Annotated in this window: 13 protein-coding genes; 6 read left to right on the forward strand and 7 right to left on the reverse strand. The window is 59.7% G+C overall.

Annotated features, from left to right (window positions below; all coding sequences use genetic code 11):
* Positions 1-27 precede the first annotated feature (27 nt).
* From infB to AC0IYN_RS15130, 6 genes are all read left to right on the forward strand, one after another.
* The gene (gene infB / locus AC0IYN_RS15105) at positions 28-2,553 is read left to right on the forward strand and encodes a translation initiation factor IF-2 (RefSeq protein WP_078050216.1); all 2,526 of its coding nucleotides are present in this window, start codon (positions 28-30) and stop codon (positions 2,551-2,553) included.
* 159 nt (positions 2,554-2,712) lie between these two features.
* On the forward strand, positions 2,713-3,108 hold the full coding sequence (rbfA, locus tag AC0IYN_RS15110) for a 30S ribosome-binding factor RbfA (RefSeq protein ID WP_016973761.1): 396 nt from the start codon (positions 2,713-2,715) through the stop codon (positions 3,106-3,108).
* A gap of 3 nt (positions 3,109-3,111) precedes the next feature.
* A complete protein-coding gene (truB, locus tag AC0IYN_RS15115; RefSeq protein ID WP_025857114.1) occupies positions 3,112-4,029 on the forward strand; it encodes a tRNA pseudouridine(55) synthase TruB in 918 nt (305 codons plus the stop codon).
* Positions 4,030-4,144: 115 nt separating this feature from the next.
* On the forward strand, positions 4,145-4,414 hold the full coding sequence (gene rpsO, locus AC0IYN_RS15120) for a 30S ribosomal protein S15 (protein ID WP_003177875.1): 270 nt from the start codon (positions 4,145-4,147) through the stop codon (positions 4,412-4,414).
* A 195-nt stretch (positions 4,415-4,609) separates the two neighbouring features.
* On the forward strand, positions 4,610-6,715 hold the full coding sequence (gene pnp / locus AC0IYN_RS15125; RefSeq protein ID WP_017528788.1) for a polyribonucleotide nucleotidyltransferase: 2,106 nt from the start codon (positions 4,610-4,612) through the stop codon (positions 6,713-6,715).
* 295 nt (positions 6,716-7,010) lie between these two features.
* A complete protein-coding gene (locus tag AC0IYN_RS15130) occupies positions 7,011-7,631 on the forward strand; it encodes a BON domain-containing protein (RefSeq protein ID WP_457247865.1) in 621 nt (206 codons plus the stop codon).
* 273 nt (positions 7,632-7,904) lie between these two features.
* Here AC0IYN_RS15130 and AC0IYN_RS15135 read toward each other — a convergent pair whose 3' ends face one another.
* The 7 genes from AC0IYN_RS15135 to panB all read right to left on the reverse strand — a co-directional run bounded on the left by AC0IYN_RS15135 (position 7,905) and on the right by panB (position 18,452).
* On the reverse strand, positions 7,905-10,823 hold the full coding sequence (locus tag AC0IYN_RS15135; RefSeq protein ID WP_457238887.1) for a DUF748 domain-containing protein: 2,919 nt from the start codon (positions 10,821-10,823) through the stop codon (positions 7,905-7,907).
* Positions 10,824-10,911: 88 nt separating this feature from the next.
* Positions 10,912-11,928, reverse strand: coding sequence for a class I SAM-dependent rRNA methyltransferase (locus AC0IYN_RS15140; RefSeq protein ID WP_471842099.1), 1,017 nt, complete (start codon positions 11,926-11,928; stop codon positions 10,912-10,914).
* 57 nt (positions 11,929-11,985) lie between these two features.
* The gene (locus AC0IYN_RS15145; RefSeq protein ID WP_471842101.1) at positions 11,986-12,855 is read right to left on the reverse strand and encodes an oxygenase MpaB family protein; all 870 of its coding nucleotides are present in this window, start codon (positions 12,853-12,855) and stop codon (positions 11,986-11,988) included.
* 16 nt (positions 12,856-12,871) lie between these two features.
* Positions 12,872-14,809, reverse strand: coding sequence for an acetate--CoA ligase (acs, locus tag AC0IYN_RS15150; RefSeq protein ID WP_471842103.1), 1,938 nt, complete (start codon positions 14,807-14,809; stop codon positions 12,872-12,874).
* A 105-nt stretch (positions 14,810-14,914) separates the two neighbouring features.
* Entirely contained in the window at positions 14,915-16,579 is a 1,665-nt protein-coding gene (gene pgi / locus AC0IYN_RS15155; RefSeq protein ID WP_471842105.1) for a glucose-6-phosphate isomerase, read from the reverse strand.
* Positions 16,580-16,803: 224 nt separating this feature from the next.
* Positions 16,804-17,655 (reverse strand): pantoate--beta-alanine ligase, encoded by an 852-nt coding sequence (gene panC / locus AC0IYN_RS15160; RefSeq protein WP_406597560.1) that lies wholly within the window; start codon positions 17,653-17,655, stop codon positions 16,804-16,806.
* On the reverse strand, positions 17,652-18,452 hold the full coding sequence (gene panB / locus AC0IYN_RS15165; RefSeq protein ID WP_368944935.1) for a 3-methyl-2-oxobutanoate hydroxymethyltransferase: 801 nt from the start codon (positions 18,450-18,452) through the stop codon (positions 17,652-17,654). The genes panC and panB overlap by 4 nt, the downstream gene beginning before the upstream one ends.
* Positions 18,453-18,455: the final 3 nt, after the last annotated feature.

An 18,455-nucleotide genomic window follows, 5' to 3' on the forward strand; every position in this document is an offset into this window, starting at 1 on the left:
CTAGGCGCGGCCTGAGGAGAGAAGTGCATGACGCAAGTCACGGTGAAACAACTGGCCGATGAGGTCAAAACACCGGTAGAGCGCCTGTTGCAGCAGATGCGTGAGGCAGGTCTGCCGCACACCGCCGCCGATGAAGGTGTGAGCGATAGTGAGAAGCAGTCTTTGCTGACTCACTTGAAGAGCAGCCACAAGGCGAAAGTGGAAGAACCGCGCAAGATTACATTGCAGCGCAAAACCACCAGCACCCTGCGTGTTGCTGGTAGCAAGAGCATCAGCGTTGAAGTACGCAAGAAGAAAGTCTTCGTACAGCGCAGCCCGGAAGAAATCGAAGCCGAGCGCAAACGCGAACTGGAAGAACGTCGCGCAGTAGAAAATGCTGCACGTCAGAAGGCTGAAGAAGAAGCCAAGCGTCGCGCCGAAGAAGAAGCGCGTCGCCAGCCTGCTGCTGCGCAACCCGCTGCCACTGAAGCGGTCGCGGCGCCTAGCGCGCCGGTAGAAGCTGTGCGTGAGGCCGCTCCGGTTGCCGCTGCACCAGCACCTGCTGCTGACGCCCGTAAACGCGACGAACCTCGTCGTCCGGATAAGCCACGTGCTGACGATAACAATCGTCGCGGTGGTGGTGGCGATGGCGAGCGCAAAAACGCTCCACATCGTGCTTCGGTCAAAGAGAAAGCGCCTGCTCCACGCGTTGCGCCACGTACTACCGACGAAGAAAGCGATGGCTTCCGTCGTGGTGGTCGCGGCAAGGCCAAGCTGAAGAAACGCAACGCCCACGGTTTCCAGAGCCCAACCGGCCCTGTCGTGCGTGAAGTGAAGATCGGCGAGACCATCACTGTGGGCGATCTGGCCCAGCAGATGTCGGTCAAGGCAGCTGAAATCATCAAGTTCATGTTCAAGCTGGGCACTCCAGCCACCATCAACCAGGTACTGGATCAGGAAACTGCCCAGCTTGTGGCTGAAGAATTGGGCCACAAAGTGACCCTGGTCAGCGACACCGCCCTGGAAGATTCCTTGGCCGAGTCCCTGAAGTTTGAAGGTGAGGCTGTTTCCCGTGCACCGGTTGTGACCGTAATGGGCCACGTTGACCACGGTAAAACTTCCCTGCTCGACTACATCCGTCGTGCCAAGGTGGCTGCGGGCGAAGCCGGCGGTATCACCCAGCACATCGGCGCGTACCACGTTGAAACCGACCGTGGCATGGTGACGTTCCTCGATACCCCTGGTCACGCCGCGTTTACCGCAATGCGTGCCCGTGGTGCCAAGGCGACCGACATCGTGATTCTGGTGGTTGCAGCCGACGACGGCGTGATGCCACAAACCATCGAAGCCGTTCAGCATGCCAAGGCAGCTGGCGTTCCGTTGGTGGTTGCAGTGAACAAAATCGACAAGCCGGGCGCCGATCTCGATCGCATCCGTAGCGAACTGTCGGTTCACGGCGTGACATCCGAAGAGTGGGGTGGCGACACGCCATTCGTACCGGTCTCCGCGAAGATGGGTACCGGCGTTGACGAACTGCTCGAAGCCGTTCTGTTGCAAGCCGAGGTTCTGGAACTGACCGCGACTCCATCGGCTCCAGGCCGTGGCGTGGTGGTTGAGTCCCGTCTCGACAAGGGCCGTGGCCCGGTTGCGACCGTTCTGGTTCAAGACGGTACCTTGCGCCAAGGCGACATGGTACTGGTCGGTTCGAACTACGGCCGTGTACGTGCCATGCTCGACGAGAACGGCAAGCCAATCAAGGAAGCAGGTCCTGCTATCCCGGTCGAGATCCTCGGCCTGGACGGTACCCCGGACGCTGGCGACGAGATGAGCGTAGTTGCCGACGAGAAGAAAGCCCGTGAAGTGGCTCTGTTCCGTCAAGGCAAGTTCCGTGAAGTCAAGCTGGCCCGTGCTCACGCCGGCAAGCTGGAAAACATCTTCGAGAACATGGGCCAGGAAGAGAAGAAGACGCTTAACATCGTCCTCAAATCTGACGTACGTGGTTCCCTCGAAGCGTTGAACGGCGCCTTGAACGGCCTGGGTAACGACGAAGTGCAAGTGCGCGTTGTCGGTGGCGGTGTCGGTGGTATCACCGAATCCGACGCCAACCTGGCACTGGCTTCCAACGCTGTACTGTTCGGCTTCAACGTGCGTGCCGATGCTGGCGCTCGCAAGATCGTCGAGCAGGAAGGCCTGGACATGCGTTACTACAACGTCATCTACGACATCATCGAAGACGTCAAGAAAGCCCTCACCGGCATGCTTGGCAGCGACGTCCGGGAGAACATCCTGGGTATCGCCGAAGTACGTGACGTGTTCCGCTCGCCGAAATTCGGCGCGATCGCCGGCTGCATGGTTGTCGAAGGCACCGTGTTCCGTAACCGTCCAATCCGTGTACTGCGTGAAGACATCGTTATCTTCGAAGGCGAGCTGGAATCCCTGCGCCGCTTCAAGGATGACGCTTCCGAAGTACGTGCCGGCATGGAATGCGGTATCGGCGTCAAGAGCTACAACGACGTCAAGGTTGGCGACAAGATCGAAGTCTTCGAGAAGGTTCAGGTTGCTCGCAGCCTCTAACTCGCGCACTTCCGGAGCCACGCGGCGTGTGGGCATGCAGATGCCCCGCACCGCGTACGGACTCTAAACGCAACGCCCGGTCTGGCTTTTGTCAGGCCGGGCGTTTGCCGCTTTCAGACCCCACGGGTTTCACCGTGTGGCAGTAACAGGTAACAAGACATGGCAAAAGAATACAGCCGTACCCAGCGTATCGGCGATCAGATGCAGCGCGAGCTGGCCCAACTGATCCGTCGCGAAGTCAAAGATCCACGCGTTGGCCTGGTCACCATCACCGCCGTTGAAGTGAGCCGTGACGTGGGTCACGCCAAGATCTTCATCACCGTGATGGGGCAGGACAGCAGCGAAGAAATCGCGCAAAGCATCAAGGTGCTCAATTCGGCGGCAGGTTTCCTGCGTATGCAATTGGCCCGTGAAATGAAGCTGCGCAGTGTTCCTCAGTTGCACTTTCACTACGATGAAAGCGTCGTGCGGGGTGCGCACCTGTCGGCACTGATCGAGCGCGCCGTGGCTGAAGACAGCCAGCACCCGTCCACACCTGAAGACGCCAAGGAGTAAGCGGTGGCTCAGGTCAAACGTATCCGTCGCAACGTCAGCGGCATAATCCTGCTCGACAAGCCCATTGGCTTTACCTCCAATGCCGCATTGCAGAAGGTCCGCTGGCTGCTCAACGCCGAAAAGGCCGGGCACACCGGTAGTCTCGACCCCCTCGCCACCGGTGTACTGCCGTTGTGCTTTGGCGAGGCCACCAAGTTTTCGCAATACCTGCTCGATTCCGACAAGGGTTACGAAACCCTGATGCAACTGGGCAAGACCACCACCACGGCCGATGCCGAAGGTGATGTTCTGCAGGTTCGCGACGTGACCGTTGGTCGTGCTGATATTGAAGCTGCTTTACCCGGTTTTCGTGGGGAAATCAGTCAGATACCGCCGATGTACTCGGCGCTCAAGCGTGATGGCCAGCCTCTTTACAAGCTGGCACGTGCGGGCGAAGTAGTGGAGCGCGAACCGCGTTCTGTTACTATTGCGCGCTTGGAATTGCTTGCCTGTGAAGGCGACACCGCCCGGTTGGCCGTGGACTGCAGCAAAGGCACCTATATTCGTACCCTGGTGGAAGATATCGGTGAGAAGCTCGGTTGCGGCGCGTACGTTGCAGAACTGCGACGCACCCAGGCCGGTCCTTTCAGCCTGGCCCAGACGGTCACGCTGGAAGAGTTGGAAGCTGTACACGCCGAAGGCGGCAATGAAGCGGTTGATCGCTTCCTGATGCCATCGGACAGCGGTTTGCTCGATTGGCCATTGCTGCACTTCTCGGAACACAGCGCGTTCTACTGGCTAAACGGCCAGCCGGTGCGTGCCCCGGATGCGCCGAAGTTCGGCATGGTGCGGGTACAGGATCATAACGGTCGCTTTATCGGTATCGGTGAAGTGAGCGAAGACGGGCGCATAGCGCCGCGTCGACTGATTCGGTCAGAATGACCGAACGAGTGTGGCTGTTAACAGGCACGGTCAACACTCATTTTTAGATACAGGGATTTGTCCCTGGCCTGTTGAAACTGCCCTTTGGGTGGTTTCCTGAAAAAAGGATTGCCTCATGGCTCTCGACGTTCAAGAAAAAGCACAAATCGTTGCTGACTATCAGCAAGCTGTTGGTGACACTGGTTCGCCAGAAGTGCAAGTTGCACTGCTGACCCACAACATCAACAAGCTGCAAGGTCACTTCAAGGCCAACGGTAAAGATCACCACTCCCGTCGTGGTCTGATCCGCATGGTAAACCAGCGCCGTAAGCTGCTGGACTACCTGAAAGGCAAGGATCTGGGTCGTTATCAGACTCTGATCGGTCGCCTGGGTCTGCGTCGCTAATAAGCGATTGCGCTAGAGGTTGGTTGTCTGCCGTGTGTCAGTGGGATTCCCGCTGGCCCATGGCAGGCTCCCAGCCTCAAGTTTTATCTGGATACACGTTTTACCCTGGACTAGCGTCGGGCCGATTCCCGGCATTGCCCAAGAATTTCGCAAGAAGACAAGTTCCCCCAAGAGCCACAAAGAAGGTAGGACACCGTGAACCCGGTTATCAAAAAATTCCAGTTCGGTCAGTCGACCGTTACCCTCGAGACAGGCCGTATCGCCCGTCAAGCCTCCGGCGCAGTGCTGGTTACCGTTGATGACGACGTTACCGTACTGGTAACCGTTGTTGGCGCCAAGACCGCTGACCCGAGCAAAGGCTTCTTCCCTCTGTCCGTTCACTACCAGGAAAAGACTTACGCTGCCGGTAAGATCCCTGGCGGTTTCTTCAAGCGCGAAGGCCGTCCTTCCGAGAAAGAAACCCTGACTTCCCGACTGATCGACCGTCCGATCCGTCCGCTGTTCCCAGAAGGCTTCATGAACGAAGTGCAGGTTGTCTGCACCGTCGTTTCCACCAGCAAGAAGACCGATCCGGACATCGCTGCGATGATCGGTACCTCGGCTGCCCTGGCCATCTCCGGTATTCCTTTCGATGGCCCGATCGGCGCAGCCCGCGTTGCCTTCCACGAAAGCACCGGCTACCTGCTGAACCCGACTTACGAGCAACTGAAAGCATCGAGCCTGGACATGGTCGTTGCCGGTACCTCGGAAGCCGTATTGATGGTTGAATCGGAAGCCAAAGAGCTGACCGAAGACCAGATGCTGGGCGCTGTACTGTTCGCCCACGACGAGTTCCAGGCGGTCATCAAGGCTGTCACCGAGCTGGCTGCCGAAGCTGCCAAGCCAACCTGGACCTGGGCTGCTGCACCGGAAGCCACCGAACTGCTGGGCGCTATCCGCTCCGAGTTCGGCGCTGCCATCTCCGACGCCTACACCATCACCGTCAAGGCCGACCGTTACGCTCGCCTGGGCGAGTTGAAGGACCAGGTTGTAGCCAAGCTGTCCGGTGAAGAAGGCCAGCCTTCCGCCAGCGACGTCAAGGCTGCATTCGGCGAAATCGAATACCGCACCGTTCGCGAAAACATCGTGAACGGCAAGCCACGTATCGACGGTCGCGACACCCGCACCGTACGTCCGCTGAACATCGAAGTCGGCGTTCTGCCGAAGACCCACGGTTCGGCCCTGTTCACCCGTGGTGAAACCCAGGCACTGGTTGTTGCGACCCTGGGCACTGCCCGTGACGCACAGCTGCTGGACACCCTGGAAGGCGAGAAAAAAGACCCCTTCATGCTGCACTACAACTTCCCTCCGTTCTCGGTGGGCGAGTGTGGTCGCATGGGCGGTGCTGGTCGTCGCGAAATCGGTCACGGCCGTCTGGCCCGTCGTTCGGTCCAGGCCATGCTGCCGGCTGCTGACGTGTTCCCGTACACCATCCGTGTTGTGTCGGAAATCACCGAGTCCAACGGTTCCAGCTCGATGGCTTCCGTTTGCGGTGCTTCCCTGGCACTGATGGACGCTGGTGTGCCAATGAAGGCGCCGGTTGCCGGTATCGCCATGGGCCTGGTTAAAGAAGGCGAGAAGTTCGCCATCCTGACCGACATCCTGGGTGACGAAGACCACCTGGGCGACATGGACTTCAAGGTAGCCGGTACCGCCAAAGGTGTGACCGCGCTGCAGATGGACATCAAGATCAAGGGCATCACCGAAGAGATCATGGAAATCGCCCTGGGCCAAGCCCTGGAAGCGCGCCTGAACATCCTCGGCCAGATGAACCAGATCATTGGTCAGTCCCGTACCGAGCTGTCGGAAAATGCTCCGACCATGATCGCGATGAAAATCGACACCGACAAAATCCGTGATGTTATCGGTAAAGGCGGCGCGACCATCCGTGCGATCTGTGAAGAGACCAAGGCTTCGATCGATATCGAAGACGACGGCTCCATCAAGATCTTCGGCGAAACCAAGGAAGCGGCTGAAGCTGCACGTCAGCGCGTACTGGGCATCACCGCTGAGGCCGAGATCGGCAAGATCTACGTCGGTAAGGTTGAGCGCATCGTCGACTTCGGCGCATTCGTCAACATCCTGCCGGGCAAAGACGGTCTGGTTCACATCTCCATGCTGAGCGACGCTCGCGTTGAGAAAGTGACCGACATTCTGAAGGAAGGCCAGGAAGTGGAAGTGCTGGTACTGGACGTGGACAACCGCGGCCGTATCAAGCTGTCCATCAAGGACGTAGCAGCAGCCAAGGCTTCGGGCGTTTAATCACCCGCAAGCTACACGCTGAAAAAAGGACTCTTCGGAGTCCTTTTTTTATGCCGGCGAGAAAATGCCGAATTATCAGACGGTTACTAGATCGCAAAAGCCGCAACTTGCATGCAGGTGCGCATGACTTCATGCAAGTTGCACGATTCCGAAAATCACCGCATTTCATAACATATTGTTTTGTAAGGATTTATCCGAGGGTTCAGACTTGGCACACTGCCTGCAATATCCCTGTTAACGCTGCAGCATCAAGGTCCACACACTGCAGACTTTTAATAAAACAGGAGTTACTCGTATGAAGAAGTTCGCTCTCGCTACTGCTACCGCTCTGACTCTGGCCATGGGTGCTAACGTAGCCTTTGCTCAGACTTCCCAAGCCCCTATGACATTGGCGGCCGGTGAAGCTACCAAGGCTAAAGAAAGCGTTTCGGATACCTGGATCACCACTAAGGTTAAATCCGACCTGCTGACCGAAAAGGGCATTCCTGGTTCGGACATCAAGGTTGAAACCAACAAAGGTGTGGTTTCCCTGTCCTCGACAGTCGCTATCTCCGACTCGCAGAAAGCCACTGCTGTAGCGATCACCAAAAAAATCAAAGGCGTAACCGCTGTATCGGCTGACGGCCTGATGGCTGGCGGTGCTACTAAAGCAGACAACGTCGACAAAACCAAAAGTGCAGCCGCGGGTGCCAAAGAGTCCACTTCGGACACCTGGATCACCACTAAAGTGAAAGCTGACCTGGTTACCGAGAAAGGCATTCCTGGTACCGACATCAAAGTCGAAACCAATAAAGGTGTAGTTTCCCTGTCTTCGACCGTAGCGGTCACTGAAGCTCAGAAAACTACCGCGGTGAACATCACCAAGAAAATCAAAGGCGTTAAAGCTGTATCGGCCGACGGCCTGAAAGCAGAGTAACGCTGTAGGAATTCGTCTGAACTAGGCGGCTGAGAGTGAGCTAGTTATCCACTCAACGCACCACACAGGTTCATGCGACCGGCCACAAGGATGTGGTCATTAAAGGCCCCGACATTCGTGTCGGGGCCTTTTCTATTTCGCGCTGCATGCAATCTCACGCCAATACAAACCGCCTGTAGGCGTTGGCTTGCCGGCGATAGCGTCACCTCGGTTCAACTGAAAACCCCAGGTGCCCGCATCGCCGGCAAGCCAGCTCCTATAGATGTGTGGAGTCTATTCGGCGTCCAGATGCATGGGCGTCACGACCCGTCCGTCCTTCTCAGCCTGACCCAGGTTGGCATCAATGAAGTACACCCGGTCGTCTTCCAGTTGGCCCTTATCCACCAAGTAGTCCTTGATGGTGCTGGCACGGTCCTGGCCCAGTTGACGCAGCAACACATCACTGGTGCTCCAGAACTTGATCACGCCGTCCTTGAGCTTCGCCGTGCGGTCATCGCGGCTCAGGTCTTTCCATTCCGCCGGCGGTTGCTGTTTCAAACGGGTGCGGTAAATGCCTTCAAGCAGAGGCGCCTTTTCACCGTCCGGGACGACCAGCAGCGACGCCTGTGCGGGCACCTTGTCACCCCGGCGCTGGAGCATTTTGTAGTAGTTGTATTGGTATTCACGTTCCAGGCGCTGCGCAGCGAGGAAAGGCCCGTCGCTGCTGGCAGCGGCAGTGCCTTCGATTTCCAGGCGCAGGGTAGGACGCTCTTTCAGTGCCTTGGCCAGCGTGTTCAAGGCGCCTTCGGCGTCTTTGTTCAACTCGCTGGAACCTGGGGCGAACGACACATTCCCAAGGTCTTCCGAACCGCCGCCGGTCACCAACCCGCCGATGAACTTGAAGGGCGCTGTCGCTGCGCGAACCACCAGGTTTCGCAGGGTCTGCCACACGATGGGCATCACACTGAATTGCGGGTTATTCAGGTCGCCGGTTACCGGCAGTTCGATGGAGATCTTGCCGTCGCTGTCCTTGAGTAGCGCGATCGCCAGGCGAATCGGCAAGTCCACGGCATCGGCGCTGTCGACTTTCTCACCCAATTGCAATTGCTCGACCACCACCTTGTTCTCGGCCTTCAACTGGCCCTTGGTGATCACGTAGTGCAGGTCGAGGTTGAGACGGCCCTTACGGATACGGAACCCGGCGAATTTGCCGGAATAGGGCGTCAGGGTCGTCAGCTCGACGCGTTTGAAACTGGTGGCAATGTCCAGCGCCGCCATCGGATCAAACGGGTTCACGCTGCCTTTGATCGTAACCGGCGCGTAGCGGTCGACTTTGCCCTTGATATCTACGCTGGCTGGTTTGGCCTGGCGGCTGTCGATGGTACCGATCTGACCGTTGAGCTGCTGAATCGCCGTGGCGAAGTTGGGGGTGAGGCTGAAGTCGGCAAAGTTGGCGGAACCGTCGTTGATCGCAATCTGGCCGATGCGAATGCCCAAGGGCTTGTCCTTGCTGGCGGGCTTGGGCCCTTTGTCGGGAGCTTGCGGAATCAACAGGTCATCAACGTTGGTGGTACGGTCATCGTTGATCATGAAGCGCGCATACGGCTGCAGCAGGTTGACCTTGTCGATCGACAGGCTGTCGCCGTGCTGGTAGTTGACGCCTTCGAGCACCAGGCGCTGCCATTTGAGGAAGTCGCGGGTCTTGAGGGTGTCCAGCGTGTGTAATTGGTCGACTTGGGCGCGGCCAGTGACCTGCAGTTTCAGAGGGTCAGTGCTTTTCAGGTTTACATCGAGGTTGCTGCCGAGCATGCCACTGCGCAGCTCCAGGCGGATGAACGGGCTGATGTAGGACTGGGCAACCCGAAGGTCGATGTCCTGGGTGTTCACTTTAAGCTTGGCGCTGACCGGGTTGAGGTTGACCTCGCCGGTCGCCTGGATTTTGCCTTGCTTGCCCACGCCTGAGTCGACTTTCAGGGTAAACGGGCTCTGGTTGAGGCTATCGAAGTTCTGCAGGTCGACGTTCAGCGGGCCCACTTCCAGCGCGACCGCCGGTTTGGCCTGGCGGTCGGCCAGGTGCACCTGATAGTTGCGCAGTTGCACGTCCTTGAGCAGTACTTGCCAAGGCTTGCTCGGCGCGGCGGGCTCGGCTTTTGGCGAGTCGGCGGTGGCCGGTGCGGTGGCAGGCTCCGGCGCCTTGGCCGGTTTGCTCGGTTGGCTGGCGAACAGTTTCTGCCAGTCCAGTTGCCCGTCAGCCTCAAGGGCCGCCCAGGTTTCGAGTTTGTTGCTGCGGATCTTGCCCACCACCACTTGCTGTTTCGCCAGGTCTACCGTGGTCTCGCTGACGTCCAGGCGTTCCAGGCGCACCAGTGGGCGACCGTCGGGTGCCTTGATGGCAAATGGCGCGATGCTGGCGGCGGTGTTGCTGAGGTTCAGCTCGGTCTCTTTGGCCAGGCTGAATTTGTACTCGGTACTGAAGTTGAGCACGCCGTCTTCAAGTACCAGTGGCAGCGCATCACGGACATAGGGCCACCAGGCTTTCATCTTGCCGTCGGTGACCTTCAACGTGCCTTCAGAGAGCATCGGCACCAGGCTGAAATTACCTTTCCAGTCGATTCGCCCACCTTCAGGCCCGGCCGCCACCAACGTCATGTCGGCATTGTCTTCAGGCAAGGTGCTGAGGTTCTTCAGCTCGAAGTCGAGGGTGTCGTAGAGAAATTCGATCGGTTCGCTGGGGCGCAGGTCCTGAAAGTGCACATAGCCGCCCGCCAGCTTGATGCTGTCGATGCGCAACGGGAAGGGCTTGGCATCCGGATCGGCGGGCGTTGGCTCGCTGGGGGGCAGCTTGAACAACTGTGCGAGGTTCAACTGGCCGGATTTGTCGAACAACAGCTCGGTCTTCGGCTTGTCCAGTTGCACATCGGCGAGGTGCAAGGCGCGGGTCCAGAGGCTATCGATCTGAAGATTGGCATAGAGGCGTTCGAAACCCACCTGTTCCTTGCCGGGCTCACCGATCTGGAGCCCCCATGCCGTCACTTCCAGGCTGAACGGGTTGAGCTCGATCCGCTCGATCCGCGCCGGCACCGTGGCGTAATTGGCCAGTTGCTGGTTGGCAATCCGAAGCGCGATACCGGGGAGAATCAAAAAGCCCAGCAAGCTGTACAGGGCAAGGGCGGTCAACAAGGCGCCGGCGGCGCGAATCAATCCTTTGGGCATGGGGTGACGCCATCTATGTCAAACAGGAGTGCCTTGGAGTATGGCACGGGTTTTCGGTTCCGAAGAGCAAGGCCCTTTGAGAAACGTCTTACAGCTGGAGTATCAGGGTTTTCAGCGGTGGCTGTTGATCCTGGGAGGGGAAGTCCGCGCCTGGCGTCATGATTGTCCAGTCACGTACGGGGCGTCCGGCTTTCTCCGCGCAGCGCAGGACCTGTTCGCGCCAATCATCCATGCTGACTTTTGCCAGGTTGTTGCAGCAGATCAGCACGCCATCGTCGGCGGTGGCCAGCAATGCCGGCTTGAGTAGGCTTTGGTAGTCGCGCAACAGGTCGACGGTGCCAAATGCGCTCTTGGCCCAGGCCGGAGGGTCCAGCAGTACCACGTCGTACTGACGCGGCTCCAGGCGCGGATAACTCGGCAGCTTGTGCCCACGTCGCTGGGTGATTGGCAGGCCGGCCAGTTGGCGAATCGCCGGAAAATAGTCGGACTGCACAAATTCCATAGTCGGCAACTGCGGGTTCAGCAGCCCATTTTCGCGCCCGACCGCCAGGTTGCCCTCGGCGAAGTCCAGGTTGCACACCTCACGGGCGCCCCCGGCGGCGGCGCTCAGGCCCACGCCGCAGGTGTAGGCGAACAGGTTCAGCACGCTTTTGCCGGCACTGTGTGCCTTGACCCAGCCCCGCGTGTTGCGCAGATCCAGGAACAGCAGCGGGTCTTGCCCGGCATGGCGCCCGCGCACGCGATAATTGAGGCCCCACTCGTGGCCAACCAGGTCTTCCAGTGCAGCGGGTTCGGCGCGATACACTGTGTCTTCGCGGTCGATGCGCGAATTGCCACGGGAGCGGTCGTTGTACACCAGCAACAATTCCAGGCCCATGGACTGGTTGACCTGTTGATGCAGCGCCAGCAGCTCTTCGGTTTCCAGGGTTTGGTGAAAGCTCTGCACCAGCAATTGCGGGCCGTAGCGGTCGATGGTCAGGCCGCCGGCACCTTCCTGGCTGCCATGGAACAGTCGGTAGCAGTCTGTGCCTTGGGCGTGCAGTTCGCTGATCAGGTCTTGGCGATGATCGAGGGCGGCGCGCAGCGCCTGATTCAGGGAAGACATGGAGCGCGCCTTGCTGGGGAATTGAGGGCGCGAAGTTTAACAGCTATGCACCGTCGCCTACATCAACCCCATCCGTCGATGGGCGCGTTGCACCGAACCGTTGCGCATCGCCCAGCGCAGCATCGGCGCACTGCGTTTGACCCCGGCACGGATCATCTTGCGTTGCAGCGGGCTCTGGTACTGTTCGAGCAGGGTGCTGGCCCACTCGGGCAACAGGTCAATCCCGGCCTGCATCATCAACGCGCCAAATGGCTTGGCCAGCAGGCTGGGGGAGGGCGCATTGAGGAGTAAACGCAGCACTTCGCGGCTGCGATCGTCGCACAGCAATTGTGGGCGGATACGGGCCAGATAATCCGAAACTTCCTGCCGAGAGCGCGGAACATGCCGCGCGCCCAGCTGTTCCGCCACCAGGGCAATTTCACTGTAGTACCGGTCCTGGTCCCGACCGGACAGGTGTGGGTTGCGGTAGCGCAAGTGAGCGGCCAGGAAGTTACTGACCTCCGCCACATGCACCCAGGTCAGCAACTCTGGATCGCTGGCCGCATAAGGTCGCCCGTCCGGAGCATGGCCGACCACCTGCAGGTGAATGGTGCGGACTTTTTCGATCAGCCATTCGGCATCTTTGCGCGAGCCGAAGGTGGTGCCGGAGATGAACTGCGAGGTACGCCGCAAGCGCCCGAGCATGTCCTGGCGAAAGTTGGAATGGTCCCACACGCCCGCCAGAGCCAGTGGGTGCAAGGCTTGCAGCATCAAGGCGCTGATGCCGCCGATTAGCATGCTGCTGAAGTCGCCATGGACTTGCCAGCTCACCGAGTCGGGTCCGAACAGGCCTGGGTCGCCCTTGGGGTTTTCCAGGTCCAGTTGGCCCAGCGACAGGCCGGTCAGGCTCATCAACTGGGTTTCAATACGGCTGCGGATAAATTCCATGGCGACGTGGGGGCTCCTATCGGTTCAGGCGCTTGTCGATCAAGCCTTCTACGACGCTCGGGTCGGCCAGCGTCGAGGTATCACCGAGGCTGTCGAGTTCGTTGCAGGCGATCTTGCGCAAAATCCTGCGCATGATCTTGCCGGAGCGGGTTTTCGGCAAGGCCGGTGCCCATTGAATCAGTTCCGGCTTGGCGAAGCTGCCAATTTCCTTGCTGACCAGGTCCAGTAGGTGTTTTTTCAGCGCGTCGTCGGGTTCCACGCCATTCATCGGCGTGACAAAGGCGTAGATGCCCTGGCCTTTGACATCATGGGGATACCCCACCACGGCGGCCTCGGCGACCTGGTCATGCAGCACCAGGGCGCTCTCCACCTCGGCGGTGCCGATACGGTGACCGGACACGTTGATCACGTCGTCGATGCGCCCGGTGATCCAGTAGTCGCCGTCCTCGTCGCGCCGTGCGCCGTCACCGGTGAAATAGTAGCCGGGGTAGGGTTTGAAATAGGTGTCGATCATGCGCTGCGGATCGCCGTACACACTGCGGATCTGCCCCGGCCAGCTCGCTTTGATCGCCAGTACGCCACTGCCGGCCCCGCTGAGCTCCTTGCCGTGTTCATCCAGCAGCACGGGTTGCACGCCGAACATCGGCTGGGTGGCGCAGCCAGGCTTGATACGCTGCGCGCTGACCAAGGGGCTGAGCATGATGCCGCCGGTCTCGGTCTGCCACCAGGTATCCACAATCGGGCAGCGCTGCTCGCCTACGGCGTTGAAGTACCAGTCCCAGGCTTCCGGGTTGATCGGTTCGCCGACGCTACCCAGCAAGCGCAGGCTGGCGCGGGAGGTATTCTCCAGCGGGCCGTGGCCTTCGCGCATCAATGCACGCAAGGCGGTGGGCGCGGTGTAGAAGATGTTGACCTTGTGCTTGTCGATCACCTGCCAGAAGCGCGAACTGTCCGGGTAGCTCGGCACGCCTTCAAACATCAGCGATGTCGCACCATTGGCCAGCGGGCCGTACACGATGTAACTGTGGCCGGTGACCCAGCCCACATCGGCGGTGCACCAGAACACTTCGCCCTCGCGGTAGTCGAGCACGTATTTGAAGGTCATCGCCGCTTGCAGCAGATAGCCACCCGTGGTGTGCAGCACACCTTTGGGTTTGCCGGTGCTGCCAGAGGTGTAGAGGATAAACAGCGGGTCTTCGGCGTCCATTGGCTCGGGCGGGCAGTCGTCGCTGGCCGCATCCAGGGCTTGTTGATACTTGAGATCGCGGCCTTCGCTCCAGTTAACGGTCGCTCCGGTGCGCTCTACCACCAGCACCGTGCTCACATTCGGGCAACTGGCCAGGGCTTTGTCGACATTCTGTTTCAGTGCTACCGGTTTACCACCGCGCACGCCTTCGTCCGCAGTGATTACGGTGCGGCAGTCGGCGTCGAGAATACGGTCACGCAAGGCATCCGGCGAAAAGCCGCCAAACACCACCGAATGCACCGCGCCGATCCGCGTGCAAGCGAGCATGGCGTAGGCGGCTTCCGGGATCATCGGCATGTAGATGCACACCCGGTCGCCTTTCTTTACGCCACGGCTTTTCAGCACATTGGCCAGGCGACTGACGTTCTGGTGCAGTTGGCGGTAGGTGATTTTGGAAGATTTTGTCGGATCATCACCTTCCCAGATGAAGGCCGGCTGATCGGCACGCAGGGCGAGGTGACGGTCGATGCAGTTGTAGCTGACATTCAGTTGGCCGCCGGCAAACCATTGCGCAGCGCCGGTCTTGATGTCTGAGCGTTGGACGGTGTGCCACGGGGTTATCCAGTCGAGAAAGCTTTTGGCCTGTTCAGCCCAGAACGTATCCGGCTGATCGATGGATTGGCGATAGAGGCGCTGGTAGTCCTCCTGACTGAGTTGCGCAGCCCGGCGGACGGCATCGGCGGTGGGGAACGTGCTGATATCGAACATGAGCGATCCTTATTCTTGTTTTGGCAACAAGTGATAAAGATGCACCCTGCAAGGGGAGGGTTCAAGGCCAACGTCCAAACGGACGTTGGCCCTGCGATACCTGGATCAGCCGCGGTGGCGACCGCGGAAGTAGTTGATCAGGCCCTGGGTCGAAGCATCTTCGGCCGAGGTTTCTTCAGCGCCGGTCAGGCGGCTGTAGACGCCCTTGCCCAGCTCCTTGCCCAGCTCCACGCCCCATTGGTCGAAGGCGTTGATGCCCCAGATCACGCTCTGTACGAATACTTTGTGCTCATACATGGCGACCAGGGCGCCCAGGCGACGCGGGCTGATGCGCTCGACCACGATGGTGTTGCTCGGACGGTTGCCCGGGATCACCTTGTGCGGTGCCAGCTTCTGCACTTCGTCTTCCGGGATGCCTTTGTCGCGCAGCTCGGCTTCGGCTTCGGCGCGGGTCTTGCCGAGCATCAGTGCCTGGCTCTGGGACAGGCAGTTGGCGTACAGCCACTGATGGTGGTCGGACACCGGGTTGAAGCTGACGATCGGCACGATGAAGTCGGCCGGGATCAGTTGGGTCCCCTGGTGCAGCAACTGGTGATACGCGTGCTGACCGTTGCAACCTACGCCACCCCAGATCACTGGGCCGGTATCGGTCGCCACTGGGGTGCCGTCCTGGCGCACGCTCTTGCCGTTGGATTCCATGTCCAACTGTTGCAAGTGCTTGGTGATGTTACGCAGGTAGTGGTCGTACGGCAGGATCGCATGGCTCTGGGCACCCCAGAAGTTGCCGTACCACACACCCAGCAAGCCGAGCAGCACCGGCATGTTCTGTTCGAATGGCGCGTTCTGGAAATGCTGGTCCATGGTGTAGGCACCGGACAGCAGTTCCTTGAAGTTGGACATGCCGATCGCCAGGGCGATTGGCAAGCCGATGGCCGACCACAGCGAGTAACGACCGCCGACCCAGTCCCACATCGGGAAGATGTTTTCTTCGCGGATACCGAAGGCCACGGCTGCCGCGTTGTTGCTGGAGACGGCGATGAAGTGACGGTACAGCTCTGCTTCCGAGCCACCCTGGGCCAGGTACCAGGCGCGGGCGGCCTGGGCGTTTTTCAGGGTTTCTAGGGTGTTGAAGGATTTCGACGAGACGATAAACAGCGTGGTCTCGGCGCGCAGCTTCATGGTCAGCTCGTGGAACTCGCTGCCGTCGATGTTCGCCAGGTAATGGCAACGCACGCCTTTGTGGGCGTAGGACAACAGCGCTTCGGAGACCAGCTCCGGGCCGAGGAACGAGCCACCGATACCGATGTTCACCACGTCGGTGATCGGCTTCTCGGTGTAGCCACGCCATAGGCCGTCGTGGATGCGGCCGACCAGGTCAGTGATCTGGTTCAGCACTTTGTGCACGTCCGGCATGATGTTCACGCCGTTCACCGACAACTTGTCGCCCACCGGGCGGCGCAGGGCGGTGTGCAGGGCCGGGCGACCTTCGGACGAATTGACGGGCTCGCCGGCGTACAGCGAGTCGATCGCGTCTTTGAGGCCGACTTCTTTGGCGAGGCCCACGAGCAGGTCACGGGTTTCGCTGGTGATCAGGTTTTTCGAGTAATCGAGGAAAAGTCCGCAGCTGCTCAGGGTGAACTGGGAGAAACGCTGAGGATCGGCATTGAACGCTTCGCGCATGCTGAAATCCTGCATGGCTTGGCGATGTTGATTGAGCGCTTGCCAGGCGGGCAGAGCGGTAACGTCATGAGGAGTGCGGTAGTACGCCATCGCTGCGGGTTTCCTTTTATTACGGGGACTGCCTTTAGGACACTTCTAAGCCCGGAACGTCCAGTCTTTTATCAAGCAATGGGTTCCGGACAGCGCTAACCATAGCGCAGGGCGATTACATTAAACCTAGCGTGTCGATATGTCTTGGCTTTGTCTGCGCTAAGGCCGGTACTTTTTTATACCGGCACTTTTATTCACGCAATGAAGAGGGCAGTGGGGAGGGGTCAGTCGAGGGTCAGGTGCAGGTTGTCGATGAGGCGGGTGGCTCCCAGATAGGCGGCTACCAGGATCACGATATCGCGGTCCTCGGGTGTGGCGGGGCGCAAATGCACGCCTTGGCGCACTTCGAGGTAGTCCAGGCGCAACCCGGCGGCTTCGATCTGCAGCACCTGCTCGGCACGCAGCTTGGCGAAGTCGTGGTCACCGGCTTTGATTGCTGCGCCAATGCGACTGAGGCTGCGGTACAGCACCGGCGCAATGGCCCGTTGCTCGTCGGTGAGGTAGCCATTGCGCGACGACAGCGCGAGGCCATCGTCGGCGCGCACAGTGGGCTCGCCGATGATCTGGATCGGCATGTTCAGGTCGTGGACCATGGCGCGGATCACGGCCAGTTGCTGGTAATCCTTCTGGCCAAACACCGCCATGTCCGGCTGGACCATGTTGAACAGCTTGCTGACCACGGTCGCCACGCCTTCGAAGTGCCCCGGACGGCTGGCGCCGCACAGGCCTTCAGACAATTGCGGCACGCTGACGCGGGTCTGGCCGGTCATGCCACCGGGGTACATTTCGTCGACGGTGGGCGCGAACAGCAGGTTGCAGCCGGCTTGCAGCAGCTTTTCCTGGTCGGCGGCGAGGGTGCGCGGGTATTTGTCCAAGTCTTCGCCGGCGCCAAACTGCAGCGGGTTGACGAAGATGCTGGCCACCACGAAGTCGGCCTGCTGGGCCGCCTTGGTCACCAGCGTGGCATGGCCGCTGTGCAGGTTGCCCATGGTCGGCACAAAGCCAATGCGCTTGCCGGCGTTGCGGGCGTGGGTAACAGCGGCCCGCAGTTCACGTACGGTTTTTACGGTGTTCATGCAGAAAATCCGTGTTCGGCGCCAGGGAAGGTCACGCCTTTGACTTCGGCGACGTAAGCGCTTAATGCGTCGTGGATGCTGGCTTGGCCGGCCATGAAGTTTTTCACGAACTTCGGTACGCGGCCGCTGATCGACAGGCCGAGCATGTCGTGTAGCACCAGCACCTGGCCGTCGGTGGCGGAACCTGCGCCGATACCGATCACCGGCACTTTCACGGCCTGGGTGATCTCTGCCGCCAGCTCACTCGGCACACATTCCAGCAGGATCATCGCCGCGCCGGCTTGCTCCAGGGCGATGGCATCGGCACGCATCTGGCGCGCCTGGGCCTCATTGCGGCCCTGAACCTTGTAGCCGCCGAGGATGTTCACCGACTGCGGCGTCAGCCCCATGTGCGCGCAGACCGGTACGCCGCGTTCGGCCAGCAGGCGGATCGACTCGGCAAGCCACACCGCGCCTTCGACTTTGATCATGTGCGCACCGGCTTGCATCAGCTTGCCGGCATTCTGGAAGGTTTGTTCGAGCGTCGCGTAACCCATGAATGGCAGGTCGGCGATGATGAAGGCGCCATCGTTACCGCGCTTGACGCTGGCGGTGTGGTACGCAAGTTCATCAGTGGTGACGGGCAGGGTGCTGTCATTCCCTTGAAGAACCATGCCGAGGGAGTCGCCTACCAGCAGCACTTCAACCCCGGCCTGGCAACTGGCGTGGGCGAAGGTGGCGTCATAGCAGGTCAGCATGGCGATTTTTTCACCTTTGAGCTTGAGGCTCTGCAAGGTGGTCAGGGTAATGTCTGGCATGAA

The organism is Pseudomonas sp. AC112 (genome assembly GCF_979253545.1).